Here is a 17,302-nt window from a genome sequence, read left to right on the forward strand (position 1 = left end):
CGGTCGGCCTCCGGGCTCCGGCCAATGGCAAGCGTTAGGCGGGCGGCCCGCTACGCATCCCGCATGACCACCGCCGAGGACCTCGCCGAGCGCGTGCGCGAGGGCGACCTGGGGCTGCACGAACTCGAACAGCACGCGGACGCCGACGTCGCGGCCGAGGCCCGGCGCGTCCTGCTCGAAGCCGAGACGGAGGCCGACCTCTCGACGGTCGGCGCGTACGCCTTCGACGCGGCGGACGCCGACTCGAACGTCGAGAACATGATCGGCGCGGCGCAGGTGCCGATGGGCGTCGTCGGCCCCGTCCGCGTCGAGGGCGGGGCGTCGTCTGGCGAGTACTACCTCCCGCTCGCCACGACGGAGGGGGCGCTGCTCGCCAGCGTGAACCGCGGGTGTGCGGCCATTCGGAGGGGGGGCGGCGCGACCGCGCGCGTCCTCAAGTCGGCGATGACCCGCGCGCCCGTCTTCCGCGTCGCGGACGTGGGGGAGGCGAGCGAGGTCGTCTCCTGGGTGCGCGCGAACGAGGGGACACTCCGCGAGGCCGCCGAGGCAACCACCAGCCACGGCGAACTGCGCGGGGTGACGCCCTACGTCGTCGGGGACAGCGTCTTCCTGCGGTTCGCCTACGACACGAAGGACGCGATGGGCATGAACATGGCCACCATCGCCACGCAGGCCGCCTGCGAGGTCGTCGAGGCGGAGACGCCCGCCTCCCTCGTCGCCCTCTCGGGCAACCTCTGCGCCGACAAGAAGCCCGCCGCGATCAACGCCGTCGAGGGGCGCGGGCGCACCGTCGCCGCCGACGTGGTCCTGTCGCGGGACCTCGTCGCCGACGTGCTGAAGACCACCCCCGAGGCGATCGCCGAGGCGAACACGCGCAAGAACCTCGTCGGCAGCGCGAAGGCGGGCGCGCTCGGGTTCAACGCCCACGCCGCGAACGTCGTCGTCGCCGCCTTCCTCGCACTCGGGCAGGACCCCGCGCAGGTCGTCGAGGGGTCGAACGCCATCACCACCGTCGACGTTCGGGACGGGGACCTCTACGCCAGCGTCACGCTCGCGTCGCTCGAGGTCGGCACCGTCGGCGGCGGGACGAGGCTCCCCACCCAGTCGGAGGCGCTCTCCGTGCTCGGCGTCCGCGGCGGCGGCGACCCCCCCGGCTCGAACGCCGACGCGCTCGCCGAGGTCATCGCCGTCGGGACGCTCGCCGGCGAACTCTCGCTGCTCGGCGCGCTCGCCTCCAGCCACCTCGCCAGCGCGCACGAGCAGCTGGGGCGCTAGCCCGGTCGCACCCGCCGCTCGTCCAGTTGCGTCCGCCGCTACTCGTCCGGTCGCCCCGGCTAGCCCGGCGGCGACCTCCCCGCGGCGAGGAACCTGACGCCCGCGACGGCGACCAGCCCCCCGCCGACGAGCGACAGCGCCTCGTCGGGGGCCGTCGCGCCGAGCAGGACGAGAACGAACCCGAGCGTTCCGACCCCCTCCGCGACCGCCTGCCGCCGCCGTCCCCCGGTCCACGACCTGACGGACCCGAGGAGGACCCCCGCCGCGAGCGACGCCAGCGCGAGGACGGTCACGCTCACGCCGGCGAGCGTCCGGATCCCGATCCCCCCGGCGAGCAGGAACGCGATCCCACCCGCGACGGCCAGTGCCTGTGCTACCCCCGCAGTCGTCCCCACCCGCGAGCGCATCCTACGTGCTACAACGTGTCACTACATCAAACTAACCCGGTACCGGACGACGGTTCAGAGCAGGCGGTACCGCCCGTTCGTCTCGCTGACCTCGCCGCGGCGGTGGAGCTTCGAGAGCGCCCGCCGGACGTAGTCGGCGGGGACGTCGCGCTCGGCGGCGTACTCGACGACCTCCGCCTCGGTGGGTCGGTCGAGTTCCGAGAGCGCGTCGGTGACGACCTCCCTCCGGCTCCGCGAGGTCGTTCCGCCCGCCGCGCGCTCGCCCGCCTCGCGGACGGCGTCGGGGTCGACGCCCCCCGACGCGAGGTACTCCTCGTCGGTGACGACGGTACCCTCCGCGTCCGCGTCGGTGGCCGCGAACGTCCCGACCTCCGCGTACGAGTCGGCGTGTCCGCTCCGCTCGGCGAGCAGGCGCGCGCGGATCTCCCGGGCGGCGTCGAGGTCGTCGCTCCGGTAGAGCGCGCGCAGCTTCGAGAACGTCGTCGTCCGACGACAGCGCGGGCACCGCGTCGTCTCCGGTCGCCCCTCGACGATCTTCAGCGCCGAGCAGTCGGGACACCCTACCACCGTGTACATACCCGGAGTATCGCCGTTCTCGGGGAAAAACCACCGGGTCGGGGTGGAGGTTAACGCGGGACCGAGGCGACGACGGAACGGGGAGGAGAGAAGACGGGAGGTAAGATGACGGGAGAAGAAGAGACGAGAGATGAGAAGACGATCGGACGTACCGTCGTGACGCGACTCGCCACCTCGGGGTGGCGGGATGCTCGACGGGCGTACGTCCGACAGTATTAGGCCCTCTCCGTGCGAGCGGGGGGCATGGAGATCGCTCCACGGACCGAACGGAAGACGACCGAAGCGGTCGACGGCGTCCACCTCGCGCAGCTCGTCGTCGGCGAGAACATGAGCGTCCAGTACTTCCGCATCGAGCCGGGCGCGGAGGTGCCGGAGCACAGCCACCCACACGAGCAGACGGGCTACGTCACGGCCGGCGTGCTCACGTTCGTCGTCGACGGCGAGGAGCGCCGCGTCGGGGTCGACGACGGGTACGCCATCCCGGCGGACGAACCTCACGCGGCCAGAAACGAGGGCGACGAACTGGTCGAGGGCGTAGATATCTTCTCCCCGCCGCGGCTCGACGTGGACTGGTCCGAGTGAGGGCGCGGCGCGCCCGTCGCCAGACCGAAACGGGAATGATAGGTGTGTCGGTTCAGGCGCGGTCGCGGACGTTCTCCGCCACCTTCTCGGCGAACTCGCTGGTTGCGAGCTTCGTGCCCCCCTCGATCTGGCGCTCGATGTCGTAGGTGACCTGCTTCGAGGAGACGGTCTCCTCCAGGGCGTCGCGCACGAGGTCCGCGGCGTCGTCCCAGCCCATGTACTCGAGCATGATGCGACCGGAGAGGATCATCGCGGAGGGGTTCACCTTGTCCTGGCCGGCGTACTTCGGCGCGGAGCCGTGGACGGGTTCCGCGAGGAGGCGGCCGTCGCCGATGTTCGCGCCGGGGGCGATGCCGAGGCCGCCGATCTGCGCGCCCGCGGCGTCCGAGAGGTAGTCGCCGTTCAGGTTCGGCATGGCGAGCACGTCGTACTGCTCCGTGCGGGTGAGCAACTGCTGGAGCATGTTGTCGGCGATGCGGTCGTTGACGACGACCGCGCCCTCCGGCGGCTCGCCGTCGCGCTCGTTCCAGAGGGTGTCCTCGGTGATGACCTCCTCGCCGTACTCCTCCTCCGCGACCTCGTAGCCCCAGTCGCGGAAGGCACCCTCGGTGAACTTCATGATGTTACCCTTGTGGACGAGGGTGACGGAGTCGCGGTCGTGGGCGAGCGCGTAGTCGATGGCCTTGCGGACGAGGCGCTTCGTGCCGAACTCGGTGATGGGCTTGATGCCGATGCCGACCGGCCCGTCGTGGATGGTGCTGTCGTAGCCCATCTCCTCCTCGATGAACGCGCGGACCTCCTCGACCTCGTCGGTGCCGGCCTCCCACTCGATGCCGGCGTAGACGTCCTCCGTGTTCTCGCGGAAGTTGACCATGTCCATCTTCTCCGGGTGGTTCACCGGGGAGGGGACGCCGTCGAGGTGGTAGGTCGGGCGCATGTTCGTGTAGAGGTCGAGCTTCTTGCGAAGCGCGACGTTCAGCGAGCGAAAGCCCGCGCCGACGGGGGTCGTGAGCGGCCCCTTGATCGCCACGCGGAACTCCTTTATCGCCTCGATCGTGTCCTCGGGGAGGTTCTCGTCGTACTTCTCGCGGGCGGACTCGCCGGCGTAGAGGCGCATCCAGTGGATCTCGCGGCCCGTCGCCTCGGCGGCGGCGTCGAGGACCGTCTGCGCGGCCGGTCCGACGTCCCGTCCGATCCCGTCGCCGTAGATGATGGGGATGATCGGGTCCTCCGGGACGTTGAGCTCGTCGCGTTCGGCGTCCGCTACCGTGATGGCCTCGCCGCCCTCCGGCACCTCGACCTTCTCGTAGCTCATACGTCTCTCTCCCAGCGTCTGGCTAAAATGTCTGCCGTTATCCGAGCGTGGTATCGCCCCGCTGATACGACCGATTCGGCGGTTCGCGACCGATTCCGACCCCGAGGACGTCACGGGGCAACGATCGGTCGGCCGCCGTGGCCCTCGGCCGCCGCCCGGATTTATGCCCCTTGCCAACCGGTATCACGACATGGCGTACATCGTCAGGATGCCCAAGCTCGGGCTGGAGATGGAAGGCGGCGCGCTCCTGGAGTGGCGCGTCGAGGAGGGCGAGTCGGTAGCGGAGGGGGACGCGCTCGCCGAGATCGAGTCGGAGAAGACGACCGCCGAGGTCGACGCGCGCGAGTCGGGCGTCCTCCGGAGGACGTTCCTCGCGCCGGGCGACGAGGTGCCGCCCGGTACGCCGATGGGCATCGTCGCGGGAGCGGACGAGGACATATCGGACCTGGAGGCGGAGGCGGGAGCGGACGCCGACGGCGAGGCGGCGCCCCCCGAACCGGAACCCGCCGGGGGAGCCGCCGAGGGATCCGCGAGCGCGTCCGGCCCGCCGTCGGCGACCGAGCGCGCGAGCGACGCCGCGGGCGTCGCTCGCGCCGAATCGATCCGAGCCTCGCCGCGGGCGCGCAAGCGTGCCGACGAACTGGACGTGGACCTCGCGGGGGTCGACGGGACGGGACCGCAGGGGTCGATCACCGAGGGGGACGTCGAGGCCGCGGCCGGGTCGAGCGCCGGCGACGCGGGAGCGAGCGCCGACGTCAGGGCCTCACCGCGGGCGAAGCGCCGCGCCGACGAGCTGGGCGTGGATCTCGGGACGGTCGAGGGGACCGGACCACAGGGGTCGATCACGGAGGACGACGTCGAGGCGGCGGCCGGATCGGCCCCGACGACGACCGGTCCGGAGGGGCTCACGCTCCTGGAGGAGCGTCCGTTCGACGGGATGCGCCGGACCATCGCCCGCCGCCTCGGGGAGAGCTACCGCGAGGCGGTCCACGTCACCGAGCACCGGACCGTGGACGCGGAGGAACTCGTCGCGGCTCGCGAGGCGTCGAGCGAGGCGCTCGGCGTCGACGTCTCGCTCACCGACCTCCTGCTGGTCGCACTCTCGGCGGCACTCGACGAGCACCCCGCGTTCAACGCGCACTTCGAGGACGACACCCACCGCCTCTACGCGGAGCACAACCTCTGTCTGGCGGTGGACGTGGAGGCCGGCCTGATCGCGCCCGTGCTGCGCGACGTGGGGAGCGCGTCGCTCGCGGACCTCGCCGACCGGCGGCGCGAACTCACCGAACGGGTGCTCGCCGGCGACTACTCGATGGACGACCTGACCGGTGGGACGTTCACCGTCACGAACCTCGGCGTGCTCGGCGTCGAGTCGTTCGACCCCGTGATCAACCCGCCCCAGGTCGCCATCCTCGGCGTGAACGCCCTCGAACGCCGCCCGACGGCCGAGGGGGAGACGGGCGTCACCGTTCGGCGGGTGCTCCCGCTCGACCTCTCGTTCGACCACCGCGTCGTCGACGGCGCGGACGCCGCGCGCTTCCTGGGGACGCTCCTCGGCCACCTGGAGGACCCGTGGCCGCTCCTGCCCGAGGCGGTCGAGCGGCCGGAGCGGTCCGCGGCGCTCGACCTCCCCGAGCGCGAGGTCTCCGCGCGAATGCGCGACGGAACCGCCGGGACGGTCTCCGTCGGCCCGGTCGAGTGGGACTTCGACCTGCCGACCGACCTCGGCGGCGGCGGCACCGCTCCGACCCCCGTGGACGCCTTCCTCGGGTCGCTCGCGTCCTGCGTCTCGCTCTCCGTCCGGATGCAGGCCGATCAGCGCGACGTTCCGCTCGACGACGCCGACGTACGGGTCCGCGGCTCGCCCGAGCGCGGCTGGCTCGAACGGGTGGACGTCACCGTGGTGCTCGATTCGGACGCGGACGACGAGACGCTCGAGCACCTCGTCGACCTCGGCGGGCGCAACTGCTACGTCCTCGACGTGCTGGCCGACGACGTCGATCTCGGCGTCTCCTGGCGACGGGCGTGAGTCCCGCCGCTCAGGGGTACGTGTCGTCCGGCTCGGGCAGCGCGTCCACGTTGTCGGCCGTCTCGAAGATCACCCCGTTCAACCGCTCCGCGGTGTCGAAGTACCAGTAGGGCGTCTCCTCGTAGACGCCGCTCTGGAGGACGGGCATACCCGCCTCCTCGAACCGAGCGACCACCGAGGGGGCGTCCTCGAACGCGAAGCATGCGACGTGGTGCAACCCCTCGCCGTGCTCCTCTAAGTGCTCGGTGTAGATGCTCGGTCCCGAGAGCGGCTCGATGAGTTCGAGCATCGTGTCGCCGACCGTCGCCAGCGCGAGGATCATCGAGTAGTCGTGCTCCTCGCCCCGGTAGGTCGTGTCGTGGAGCGCCGGCGGTTCGAACCGGTAGAGCTGCCACGGGCCGACGCCGAGGACGGCACCGAACCGATCCATCCCGTCCTCGATGTCCTCGACCACGAACGCGACCTGACTGATCTCGGGTATCTCCACGTCCAGCTGCGGTATGTCGGTCGGCATGACGGGCTGCTGTTCAATGGTGACACACATCACTGCTTCTCACGGAGCGCGACCGGTCGCACCGGGAACCGTCGCGTTCCGCGCGATCCCGGCGCTCACTCGACGAACAGCCGCTCGCTCGCGGCGCGCTCGAAGACGGCGTCGAAGTCGACGAACCGCGGGCCGTCCGCCCGCGTCCGGACCTCGACGCGGGCCTCGCGGATCTCCAGTTCGCGCTCGCCGTCGGCGCTCAGTACGCCCTCGGGCACGTCGAAGGTCATCGCCTCGCGGTCGTCGAGGCGGCGGTGCTCGCGCACGCCGATGCGGCCGACCACGCCCGGCGTCGTCATCGCCCGGACGGTCCGGGGAGCGCCCTCGGGGCGGCCGAACCTGAGGCCGACGCCGCCGGGGTCGTCGGGCGCGACCGCGCCGAGCGTCCCGGCGATCCCGGAGAGTCCCACGTCGCCGGGCGAGGCGCGGGAGACGACGCCTCCGAGGAAGTCGCCCGGATCGAGGACGGCCCGCGTGCCGACGAACGGACGGTCGAGCACCGACAGCGCGGCGAGCCCCTCGAACCGGCGGTGTCCGCCGTTGTCGTCGACCGCGGCGACGACCGTGCCGTGGCGCACCGTCGCGTCGCGGGCGGGTACGAGCCCCGCGGCGACGAGGGCGGCGGCCGCCCCCGCGGGGGTGCCGTCGATGGCCGTCGGGACGACGTTGTTCGTCCCCGTCGAGATGCTCGCCACCGGGACGTCGCCGATCCCGGTCGCCACGTCGCGGTTGGTCCCGTCGCCGCCGAGGACGACGACGCACTCGGCGCGCTCTGCGAGCGCGGCGGCCGCTCTTCGGGTGTCCTCGCCCGATCCGGTGACCGACTGGTCGAGGAGCGCGGCGTCGACGTCCTCTGCGTCTTCGACCAGCTGCTGGCCGATGTTCGCCTTGTCGGGCATCACGAGTACGTCCGGCGGGGGGTCGACCGTCGTCGCGCCCGCGAGGACGCACCTGGCGGTCTGGAGCTTCGCGTAGCGGTCGCTGACGCTGGCCCCGCCGGTGAGCCGCCGTATGTCGCGGCCCGCCGACGGGTTCACGACCAGGCCGACGGTCGCCACGCTAGGCGATGCGCTCGACCGCCGTTCTGACGTCGTCGGCGCTCGGCAGGACCTCCCCCTCCAGCGCGGGGCTGAACGGGATGTGGGTGTCCGGAACGCCGACGCGCTGGATGGGTGCGTCGAGGCTGAAGAACGCGCTCTCCATCATCCGCGCCATCACCTCCCCGTGGACGCCGTAGGAGAGCGGGCTCTCGTCGGCGACCACCATCCGCCCGGTCTTCTCCAGGCTCTCGACGAGCGTGTCCGTGTCGAGCGGGTAGAGCGAGCGCACGTCGATGACCTCGACGCTCACGTCGCCTGCCAGGTCCTCGGCCACGTCGAGCGACTCGCCGACGAGGCGCTGGCTGGCGACGACGGTGACGTCCTCGCCCTCGCGCTCGACGTGGGCCTCCCCGATCGGGACCGTGAAGTCCTCGTCGACCGGGACCTCGCCCTCCTGCTCGTAGATCATCTTGTTCTCGAAGAAGAACACGGGGTCGTCGGAGCGGATGGCGCTCTTGAGCAGCCCCTTCGCGGCCGCCGGGGTACCGGGCGTCACCGCGAGCAGGCCGGGGAAGTGCGCGAACCACGTGTGGACGGTGCCGGAGTGCTGGCTCGCGGCCCCCATCCCGCCGCCCTCGGTCGTGCGGACGGTGATCGGCATCTCCGTCTTGCCGCCGAACATGTAGCGCATCTTCGCCATCTGGTTCATCACCTGCTCGGAGCAGACGCCGAGGAAGTCGCTGAACATGATCTCGACGACCGGCCGGGTCCCCGTCGCCGCCGCCCCGATGCCCGCGCCCATGAAGCCCGCCTCGCTGATCGGCGTGTCGCGGACGCGGTCCCCGCCGAACTCGTCGAAGAGGCCGGCGGTCACCTCGAGGACGCCCCCGAAGCGTCCCACGTCCTCGCCCATGAGGAAGACGTCCTCGTCGCGGGCGAGTTCCTCGCGAAGCGCCTCGCGGATCGCCTCGCGCATGGTCATCGTGCGGGTCTGGTCTACGTCGTAGCTGGTGCCTGTCTCGGTACTCATGGTCTATCGCTCCGCGCCCCCGTCGGCGCGCATTCGAGCCGCGAACTGTTCGATCTCCGGGACCGTCGTCGCGAACATGTCGTCGTAGGCCTCCTCGGGCGTGGGGTTCTCGGCGTCGCGCGCGTACGCGACCGCCTCCTCGATCTCCTCGTCCGCCGCCGCGCGCATCGAGTCGAACTCCTCGTCGGTCAGTTCGCCGTACTCGAGGAGGCGCTCCTTGAACGACTCGATGGGGTCGCGGTCGCGCCAGACGGCCACGTCCTCCTCGTCGCGGTAGGGCTGCTGGTCGCCCTCGAAGTGCCCGCGGAAGCGGTACGTCTCGGCCTCGATGAACGTCGGCCCGCTCCCGCTCGCCGCCCGCTGGCGCGCCTCGCCGACGGCCTCGTACACCGCCGTGACGTCCATCCCGTCGACGCTGAACCCCGGTATGTCGTACGCCTCCGCGGTCTCGGAGAGCGCCTGTACGTTGTGCTGTTCGTCGACCGGCGTCCCCTCGCCGAACTGGTTGTTCTCGACGAGGAAGACGGCGGGGAGGTCCCACGTCGCGGCGAGGTTGACCGCCTCGTGGACCTGTCCCTGCGCCACCGCGCCGTCGCCGAAGAACGCGAGCGCGGTGCGGTCCTCACCCTTCAGCTGGGCGGTGAGCGCCGCGCCCGTCGCGAGCGGCGGTCCCGCGCCGACGATGCCGTTCGCGCCGAGCATCCCGGCGTCCACGTCGGCGATGTGCATCGACCCGCCCTTGCCGTTGCAGTAGCCGTCGCGCCTGCCGTACAGCTCGGCCATCATGAGCGTCGGGTCGAGGCCCTTCGCGATGCAGTGACCGTGCCCGCGGTGCGTGCTGGTGATGTAATCCCGTTCCTCGAGGGCGGCGCACGCGCCCGTCGCCACCGCCTCCTCCCCGATGTAGAGGTGGACGAACCCCGGTATCTCCCCGTCGGCGAAGAGGTCGGAGGCCGCGCTGTCGAACGCCCGTATCGTGAGCATCCGACGGAGCGCCTCGCGCCGACCCTCCTCCGTTTCGATGTCGATTGCTACCATACAACAGTTTTAGAGGTTCGAGCACGACGGGATATAATTTACCGACAATTTCAGTGGAGGTCCTCCCTGAGTGAACGTTCGATTCGCGTACAGTTCCGTCTCGAACGCCGTACGAACCCCGTCGCGGCTCCCTCGACGGCCGCCATCGGTCGTACGGCCGGACGACTCGGTGCCCCGGATCACCGGGACCCCTGAAACGGTTACAGCCGACGGTACGGAAGCACTATTCCCGGCCCGTGCCACACCTCCGCCCATGCACGTCATCGCGCACGGTGGGGCCGGCGGGGCCGTCGAGGAACCGGAGCGGCGGCAGGCGACGCTCGACGAGGCGACGGCGGCGGGGGCGGCGGCGGCGACGTCGGTGGGCGCGGTCGTCGCGACCGTCCGCGCGCTCGAATCCTCGCCGCGGTTCAACGCGGGGGTCGGCGGCGCGATCCAGTCCGACGGCGTCGTCCGCACCGACGCGGGGATCATGACCGACGATCGGCGGATCGGGGCGGCCTGCTCGATGCCCGGCGTCGAGCGCGCCTGCGAGGTCGCGCGCGTCGTTCTGGAGGAAACCCCGCACGTCTGCGTCTCGGGCGTCCACGCGGCCGATCTCGCGGCCGCCTTCGGGATCGAGACGGGCGTCGACCTCCGGAGCGAGGACACCCGCGAGCGGTGGGCTGACCTCGACCCGTCGCCGCCCGCCCGCGACGACCCACGGGGGCAACTCGACTGGCTCACGGGCGAGTTCGGCGGGAGCGCGGCCACCGGCGACGACGCCCACCCGGAGGACTACGACACCGTGGGCGCGGTCGCCACCGACGGCGAGACGCTCGCGACGTGCACCTCAACCGGCGGGCGATGGGCGGCGCTCGCCGGGCGGGTCGGCGACGTGCCGCAGGTGGGGTCCGGCTTCTTCGCCACGCACGCCGGCGGCGCGAGCGCGACGGGCGCGGGCGAGGACATCGTCCGCGTGACGCTCGCCCGTCGCGCGGTGGACCACCTCGAACTCGGCCGGAACGCGGAGACAGCGGCCGAACTCGCCGTCGAGGAGTTCGAGGAGATCACGGGAAGCGAGGCGGGCGTCGTCGTCATGGACCGCGACGGCGACGCCGGGAGCGCATTCAACTCCGCCGGGATGCAGACGAGCGTCGCCGGCGAGTAGCCGTCATTTGGGCGATCACTCGGGCACCGGCACGACCAGCACCGGCACGTCGACGGTCCGGAGGACCCGATCGGCGACGCTCCCGAGGAGTTGCCCCGCGAGGTTCGACTCGCCCTCGGAGCTCATGACGACGAGGTCGACGCCGTTCGCGTCGACGTACTCGCGGATGCCGGCGTGGGGCGCGCCCCGAACGACCGCCGTACGGGGCTCCGCGCTCGCGTCGGTCTCCCGAACGCGCTCCGCGAGGCGGTCGACCCGCTCCCGCCCCCGCCCTTCGAGGCGCTCGACGAACTCCGCGTCCACGCCCCCGGCGCTGAACAGGCCCCCCTCCCGCTGTACGTCAACGACGTTGAGGAGGTGGAGCGTCGCGCCGTAGCGCCGCGCGACGTCGACACCGTACGGCGCGGCGCGCTCGGCGATCTCGCTCCCGTCCGTCGGGACGAGGACATTCCTGTACCCACCGGCGTCGTCCGCGTCGCCGCCGTCCACGGTGAGTACCGGCGCGTCGCTGCCGCGGAGCACCCGCTCGGTGACGCTCCCGAGCAGGCGTTCGCCCAGTCCGGCCCGACCGTGTCGCCCCATCACCACGAGGTCGATCCCGCGCTCGTCCACGTGGTCGACGATGACCCGGGGGGGTCGCCCTTCGCTCCGGCGCGTCTCGACCGCGACGTCCGCCGCGTCGGCCATCTCGCTCACCTCCGCCAGGATCTCCGCCCCTCGCTCCTCCCGGGCGCGCCTCGCCGCCTCCCCGTCCCGCATCCGGGACGGCTCGATCGCGTACAGTACGTCCACGGCCGCGTCGTACGTACTCGCGAGTTCGAGGCCGGCCGCCGCCGCCCGCCTCGCGGGATCGCTTCCGTCCACGGGGATGAGAATCCGATCGAACATGACGGTACCGCTAGGACGGTTCGTCGCGCGGCGGGTAAGTCGTTGCGGCGCTCCCGGCGGACGACGTGCCGACGCGCGGTGCGGAGTCGCTGCGCTCCTCCCCCGTTCGTCACCGCTCGGTCCCGGCGTCCGCTAGCGTGCGGCGTCGCTCGCGTCGGTCGACCGCCGTCCGCGGCGACGTCCCGTCGGTTCGTCGCCCGTCCCTCTCGCGGACCGCAACGACCCCCTCGACGAGAATCGGGTCGAAGCGCCGATCCGCCGCCAGCGCGACGGCGAGGTCGCGCTCGTCGCCCGTCACTCGCGATCCCCCTCGCGCAGATCCGCGAGCGGCCCCTCGTAGTCTGTGGTCTCGGCGGTACGCTTGCGCTCCTTCGCGCGCTCACGCGCGCGCGTCGCATCAGTCTCTCCTGGGCGTTTCGTACCTCCTCGCCGTCGGCGGGGCGACACTGGGCGTAGGTGCCGTCCGGGTTCATCGTCCAGCGTTTACGGTTGTCCGAGAGCGTCACGTCGAGGATACCCCGGAGTTCGCGCTGGAGGTGGCGTGTGTCGACGGGCGCGACGGCCTCGACCCGTCGGTCGAGGTTCCGCGTCATCCAGTCGGCGCTGCCCACGTAGTACTGCGGGTCCGCGTGTTCGAAGTAGAAGATCCGAGAGTGTTCGAGGAACCGACCGACGACGCTGTGGACGGTCACCGTCTCGCTCACGTCGGGGAGGCCCGGCCGGAGGCGACAGATCCCCCGGACGATCAGATCGATGCGCACGCCGGCCATCGACGCCCGGTACAGTTCCTCGACGATACGCGGGTCCTCGAGCGCGTTCATCTTCGCGACGATCCGGCCCTCCTCGCCGTGTGCCGCCTCCCGGCGGACGAGATCGACGAACCGCTCGCGCATGTTGACGGGGGCGACCAGCAGCTCGCGGTACTCCCTCTGCAGCGAGTGACCCGTGAAGAAGTTGAACAGCCGGGTGAGGTCCTGCCCCACGTCCTGGTCCGCGGTGAGCACCCCGAGGTCGACGTACGTCTTCGCCGTCTCGGAGTGGTAGTTCCCGGTGCCGACGTGCGAGTAGAGGCGGACGCCGTCGGCCTCCTCGCGGACGACGAGCGCCACCTTCGAGTGGGTCTTGTACCCGACGGTTCCGTAGGCGACGTGGATGCCCTCCTCCTCGAGGCGGTGGACCCACCGGAGGTTGTTCTCCTCGTCGAAGCGCGCCTTCAGTTCGACCATCACCGCGACCTGCTTGCCGTTGTGGGCCGCCTCGATGAGGCTCTCGATCACCTTCGAGTCGTGCGCGGTGCGGTAGATGGCCGCCTTGATGGCGAGGACGTCCGGGTCGTGGGCCGCCTCGCTCAGGAACCGCTGGGTCGTCTCTTCGAAGGAGTGATACGGGTGATGCGCGAGCACGTCGGCCCGGCGGATCTCGGCGAAGACGTCGCGCTCCTCGCCCGCGAGCCGGGGGTGGGGCCGGGGCGTCCACGGGTCGAGCTTCAGATCGGGTCGGTCGAGGTCGCAGAGCGCCGCGAAGTCGCGGAAGTCGAGGGGGCCCCGTCGCTCGAACACCTCCCGCTCGTCCAGGTCGAGCTGGTCGACGAGCAGTTCGCGGACCGACTCGGGCATGTCGTCCTCGACCTCCAGTCGCACCACCGTCGCGAACCGGCGCTCGCGGAGGACGCCCTCGATCATCTCGATCAGGCCCTCCGCGACCTCCTCGTTCCGGCGCACCTCGGCGTTGCGCGTCACGCGGAACGCGGAGTAGTCGAGCACCTCGACGTCGGGAAAGAGCAGGTCGAGGTTCGCCCCGACGACCTGCTCCAGGGGGACGAACCGCGTTCCCTCCCCCACCCGAACGAGCCGCGGGCGGTTGCCGGGGATCTTCACCCGCGAGAATCGCGGCTCGTCGTCGTCCTCGCCGCGGGTCAGCACCGCCAGCGACAGCGAGAGGTTCGAGATGAACGGGAAGGGGTGGGCTGGATCGAACGTGAGCGGGGTCAGCGTCGGCAGCACCGACGCCTCGAAGTACTCGCGCAGGTCGGCCCGCTCCGCGGGCGCGAGGTCGTCGGAGTCGAGGACGTGGACGCCCGCCTCGGCGAGCGCCGGCCTGATCTCTTCGCGGTAGCACTCGACCTGCCGCCTCAACGACGGGCGGACCGCCTCGAGCACCGCGTCGAGTTGCTCCTCGGGGGTGCGACCGTCCGGGGAGCGTTCCGTGACGCCCGCCGCGATCAGCTGTTTCAGCCCGCCGACGCGCTTCATGAAGAACTCGTCGACGTTCCGGGTGAAGATGGCGAGGAACTTCACCCGCTCCAGGAGAGGGTTGCGCCCGTCGAGCGCCTCGAACAGCACGCGCCGCTGGAACGCCAGTTCGCTCAGCTCGCGGTTGAGGTAGTACCGCGGCTCCGAGAGGTCCACGTCGGGGGCGATCGCGTCGTTCGGTTCGGCGCGCTCCGCGACCCCGGTGCGGTCGGCGGCGACGCCGTCGGCCGCGCTATCGGGTGCGCCGTCCGTCGTACCGTCGTTCTCGGGCATCGCTGGGTCAGTCTCGAGTGTCGATCTCCGACCCGTCCGGATCCAGTATCTTCCGATCTGCGCGCTTCCTGTACGTCTCGCGCGCGCGGACGGACCGCGTCTCGTCGACAGAGCAGTCGTAGGCCGTGAGTTCGCCGCCGTAGACGCAGCCGGTGTCGAGGCCGACGGCCCACTCGCCGACAACCGGCGCGTCGAGGACCGTGTGACCGAAGAACACGCGCGGGGGTCCCCGGTAGGTCTCGAACCAGAACGGGCCGTCGTAGCCGTTCTCCGGGGGAACCGCCCGCGCGTTGAGCAACCCATCCACGGACTGCTCGGAGAGCGGTCGGCGCGGGTCGACGCCGCCGTGGACGACCGCCGCGCCGTCCCACGAGAGGACGATCGGGAGGGACTCGATGTACTCGGTGACCGGCGCGAGCGCGGGACACGCCACGCGGTCGTCGACGTACTTCTGTTCGTTGTTCCCGCGCACGGCGCGCATGTTCGGGCTGTCCCGGACGAGTTCGACGACGGCGCGACTGTCGGGGCCCTTCCGAATGAGATCGCCGACGAAGACGAGCAGGTCGTCCTCGCCCGGGTCGAGCAGGTCGAGCAGGTCGAGCAGTTCGTCGTAACAGCCGTGGACGTCGCCGACGACGACGATCCGGTCCCAGGCGGTCGCGTCGACGCGCTCGTGGCGCGCGGCGACGTCGGAGGCGAACGACGGGACGTCCGCCGCTCCGTTCGGCGTCCCCCCGTCCGTGCCCCGAACGGACGTCACCTCCCCGCGCGGCGTGTTCGGCATTTGACGATACGTTCCGCGCGGCGGAATAAGCCGTTGCTATGACCGTTCAATATCGTTCCGTAGCTCTCACGAGGGCGGGCCTCGCGTGCGACGGGGGTCCTCGTGCAACACAAGCCCTATCTCCCGCTCCCGCGAGTGCTCGAGTATGAGCGACGCCGACCTCTCGGCCGAACAGTACGAGAAGCACCGCGAGGCGGGGCGCATCCTCGCACAGGCCCGCGACGAGGCCGCCGCGCGCGTCGACGTGGGCGAGAGCCACCTCGAGATCGCCGAGTACGCCGAGGACCGCATCCGCGAACTGGGCGGCGAACCCGCCTTCCCGGTGAACATCTCGATCGACCACGAGGCGGCCCACGCCACCCCCGGGATCGACGACGAGGCGACGTTCGGCGAGGAGATGGTCAACCTCGACATCGGGGTCCACGTCGACGGCTGGCTGGCCGACACCGCGATCACGGTCGACCTCTCGGGCCACGACGACCTGGTGGAGGCGAGCGCCGAGGCCCTCGACGCGGCCCTCGACGTCGTCGAACCGGGCGTCCGGACGGGCGACATCGGCGCGGAGATCGAGTCCGTCATCGAGGGGTACGGCTACAACCCCGTCGTCAACCTCACCGGACACGGCCTCGGCCACTGGCAGCAGCACGTCCCGCCGAACATCCCCAATCGGGCGGTCGACTCCGGGGTGGAACTGGCGGTCGGCGACGTCGTCGCCCTCGAACCGTTCGCCACGGACGGCAGCGGCAAGGTCGGCGAGGGACCGACCGAGGAGATCTTCGCGCTCGAACGCGAGCGGCCGATCCGCAACCGGCAGGCCAGGCAGGCGCTCGACCAGATCACGGAGGAGTTCCGAACGCTGCCGTTCGCCACCCGCTGGCTCGACGTCGACCGCGCGGAGATGGCGCTCCGACGGCTGAAACAGCAGGGGATCGTCCACGGCTATCCCGTCCTCCAGGAGGCGGAGGGGACGCTCGTCAGTCAGAAGGAACACACGGTCATCGTCACCGAGGAGGGGTGCGAGGTGACGACGCGCTCTCGCTAGTCGTTCGGCTCACCGAACACAGTACCGGCAGTAGAATGCGGTAGCTCAGGCGTTGTTCATCCGCATGGCCGTCTCCCCCCCGCAGACCCGGCACGTGCTGACGCGGTAGGGCTCGCGCGAGAACTGCGCGTTCTCCGACTTCTGGCTCTCGGTGCGTATCTCGAGGCGGACGGAATGCGGCGTCTCGCGCCCGCACTCGGCGCAGCCCTCGAGCATGTCGTTCGACTGGTTGCGTGTTGCTGCCATCGGCCCGCCCTACTCCTGACGGGGGTATAAAAACCGATTTTCGTTGGGGGTCGTTTACGAGAAAACCGACGGACGGGGACGTTATTTGCGAACGAAGCGTCGAGAGGGTACGAGACAGTTCATAATTGTTGCTCGGATTGTTTCAACCCGTTTCATCAGTTTCTGAGCCAATATTATTAAGAAGGGTTGGCGTCCCCGGAACGGGCCGAATCCGTACGCTTTACGCGACGGAATACGTCCCCGTCGTATGGAGCAACTGGTCGCCCCCTGGCGTATCGAGTGGGTCGAGCGGGACCGGTCCGACGACGTCGACGGCTGCGTGTTCTGCGAGCTGCCCGAGGGGACGAACGACCGGCGGAACCGCATCGTCGCCCGGTCGGAGCACGCCTACGTGCTCCTGAACAACTTCCCCTACAACCCCGGGCACGCGATGGTCATTCCCTATCGACACACGGGCGACTACCGGGATCTCGACGACGAGGAACTGCTCGACCACGCGCGGCTGAAACAGGCGACGTTCGACGCGCTGGAGGCCGCGCTCGGGCCGGACGCGTTCAACGCGGGGCTGAATCTCGGCGGTGCCGCCGGCGGCTCGATCACCGACCACCTCCACACCCACGTCGTCCCCCGATGGGGCGGCGACACCAACTTCATGCCCGTGATCGCCGACACGAAGGTGATCGTCGAGGCCATCGACGAGACCTACGACCGCCTCCACGAGGCGTTCGCGGCGCGGGAGGGGGCGACCGTCGCGGACGCCGGCGCGGTGCGCCTGTGACGATCGAGCTCGAACGGCGTTTTCGACGCGTCTAATGCCTGAATTCGACGAAT

General features: G+C 70.8%; 16 protein-coding genes and 1 pseudogene. 6 read left to right on the plus strand and 11 right to left on the minus strand.

Going from position 1 to position 17,302, the window contains the following annotated elements; translation table 11 throughout:
- Positions 1–63: 63 nt before the first annotated feature.
- A complete protein-coding gene (hmgA, locus tag P1K31_RS00445) occupies positions 64–1,275 on the plus strand; it encodes a hydroxymethylglutaryl-CoA reductase (NADPH) (protein ID WP_276304305.1) in 1,212 nt (403 codons plus the stop codon).
- Between the two features lie 59 nt (positions 1,276–1,334).
- Here the strand turns inward: hmgA and P1K31_RS00450 are convergent, their stop codons facing one another.
- A complete protein-coding gene (locus P1K31_RS00450) occupies positions 1,335–1,682 on the minus strand; it encodes a hypothetical protein (RefSeq protein ID WP_276304307.1) in 348 nt (115 codons plus the stop codon).
- A gap of 54 nt (positions 1,683–1,736) precedes the next feature.
- Positions 1,737–2,258, minus strand: coding sequence for a DUF5817 family protein (locus P1K31_RS00455; RefSeq protein ID WP_276304308.1), 522 nt, complete (start codon positions 2,256–2,258; stop codon positions 1,737–1,739).
- A 243-nt stretch (positions 2,259–2,501) separates the two neighbouring features.
- Between P1K31_RS00455 and P1K31_RS00460 the strand changes: the two genes are divergently transcribed.
- A complete protein-coding gene (locus P1K31_RS00460; protein WP_276304309.1) occupies positions 2,502–2,840 on the plus strand; it encodes a cupin domain-containing protein in 339 nt (112 codons plus the stop codon).
- Positions 2,841–2,892: 52 nt separating this feature from the next.
- Here P1K31_RS00460 and icd read toward each other — a convergent pair whose 3' ends face one another.
- On the minus strand, positions 2,893–4,155 hold the full coding sequence (icd, locus tag P1K31_RS00465) for an isocitrate dehydrogenase (NADP(+)) (RefSeq protein WP_276304310.1): 1,263 nt from the start codon (positions 4,153–4,155) through the stop codon (positions 2,893–2,895).
- 190 nt (positions 4,156–4,345) lie between these two features.
- On the opposite strand from icd, the gene P1K31_RS00470 reads away from it, so the two are divergent.
- On the plus strand, positions 4,346–6,184 hold the full coding sequence (locus P1K31_RS00470; protein ID WP_276304311.1) for a 2-oxo acid dehydrogenase subunit E2: 1,839 nt from the start codon (positions 4,346–4,348) through the stop codon (positions 6,182–6,184).
- Positions 6,185–6,194: 10 nt separating this feature from the next.
- Here P1K31_RS00470 and P1K31_RS00475 read toward each other — a convergent pair whose 3' ends face one another.
- The 4 genes from P1K31_RS00475 to P1K31_RS00490 all read right to left on the minus strand — a co-directional run bounded on the left by P1K31_RS00475 (position 6,195) and on the right by P1K31_RS00490 (position 9,836).
- On the minus strand, positions 6,195–6,698 hold the full coding sequence (locus tag P1K31_RS00475; RefSeq protein WP_276304312.1) for a VOC family protein: 504 nt from the start codon (positions 6,696–6,698) through the stop codon (positions 6,195–6,197).
- A 95-nt stretch (positions 6,699–6,793) separates the two neighbouring features.
- On the minus strand, positions 6,794–7,786 hold the full coding sequence (locus P1K31_RS00480; RefSeq protein ID WP_276304313.1) for an NAD(+)/NADH kinase: 993 nt from the start codon (positions 7,784–7,786) through the stop codon (positions 6,794–6,796).
- A gap of 1 nt (position 7,787) precedes the next feature.
- Entirely contained in the window at positions 7,788–8,798 is a 1,011-nt protein-coding gene (locus P1K31_RS00485) for an alpha-ketoacid dehydrogenase subunit beta (protein ID WP_276304314.1), read from the minus strand.
- Positions 8,799–8,801: 3 nt separating this feature from the next.
- On the minus strand, positions 8,802–9,836 hold the full coding sequence (locus P1K31_RS00490) for a thiamine pyrophosphate-dependent dehydrogenase E1 component subunit alpha (protein WP_276304315.1): 1,035 nt from the start codon (positions 9,834–9,836) through the stop codon (positions 8,802–8,804).
- A gap of 253 nt (positions 9,837–10,089) precedes the next feature.
- Between P1K31_RS00490 and P1K31_RS00495 the strand changes: the two genes are divergently transcribed.
- A complete protein-coding gene (locus P1K31_RS00495; RefSeq protein WP_276304316.1) occupies positions 10,090–10,986 on the plus strand; it encodes an isoaspartyl peptidase/L-asparaginase in 897 nt (298 codons plus the stop codon).
- A gap of 15 nt (positions 10,987–11,001) precedes the next feature.
- On the opposite strand, the gene P1K31_RS00500 is transcribed toward P1K31_RS00495, so the two are convergent.
- The 3 genes and pseudogenes from P1K31_RS00500 to P1K31_RS00510 form a co-directional block, all read right to left on the minus strand.
- Positions 11,002–11,874, minus strand: a complete 873-nt coding sequence (locus P1K31_RS00500; protein ID WP_276304317.1) for a universal stress protein — start codon at positions 11,872–11,874, stop codon at positions 11,002–11,004.
- 128 nt (positions 11,875–12,002) lie between these two features.
- Positions 12,003–14,399: pseudogene (ppk1, locus tag P1K31_RS00505) on the minus strand (polyphosphate kinase 1); the annotation flags it as partial.
- Positions 14,400–14,406: 7 nt separating this feature from the next.
- Positions 14,407–15,183: a metallophosphoesterase gene (locus P1K31_RS00510; RefSeq protein ID WP_276304318.1), complete on the minus strand. Its 777-nt coding sequence runs from the start codon at positions 15,181–15,183 to the stop codon at positions 14,407–14,409.
- Between the two features lie 145 nt (positions 15,184–15,328).
- Between P1K31_RS00510 and map the strand changes: the two genes are divergently transcribed.
- The gene (map, locus tag P1K31_RS00515) at positions 15,329–16,225 is read left to right on the plus strand and encodes a type II methionyl aminopeptidase (RefSeq protein ID WP_276304319.1); all 897 of its coding nucleotides are present in this window, start codon (positions 15,329–15,331) and stop codon (positions 16,223–16,225) included.
- A gap of 45 nt (positions 16,226–16,270) precedes the next feature.
- On the opposite strand, the gene P1K31_RS00520 is transcribed toward map, so the two are convergent.
- Positions 16,271–16,471, minus strand: coding sequence for a DUF7835 family putative zinc beta-ribbon protein (locus tag P1K31_RS00520; protein ID WP_276304320.1), 201 nt, complete (start codon positions 16,469–16,471; stop codon positions 16,271–16,273).
- Positions 16,472–16,718: 247 nt separating this feature from the next.
- On the opposite strand from P1K31_RS00520, the gene P1K31_RS00525 reads away from it, so the two are divergent.
- Complete coding sequence (locus P1K31_RS00525; RefSeq protein ID WP_276304321.1) at positions 16,719–17,249, plus strand: HIT family protein; 531 nt, start codon at positions 16,719–16,721, stop codon at positions 17,247–17,249.
- Positions 17,250–17,302: the final 53 nt, after the last annotated feature.

This window comes from Halomarina halobia (assembly GCF_029338575.1).
GTDB classification, from domain to species: Archaea; Halobacteriota; Halobacteria; order Halobacteriales; family Haloarculaceae; genus Halomarina; species Halomarina halobia.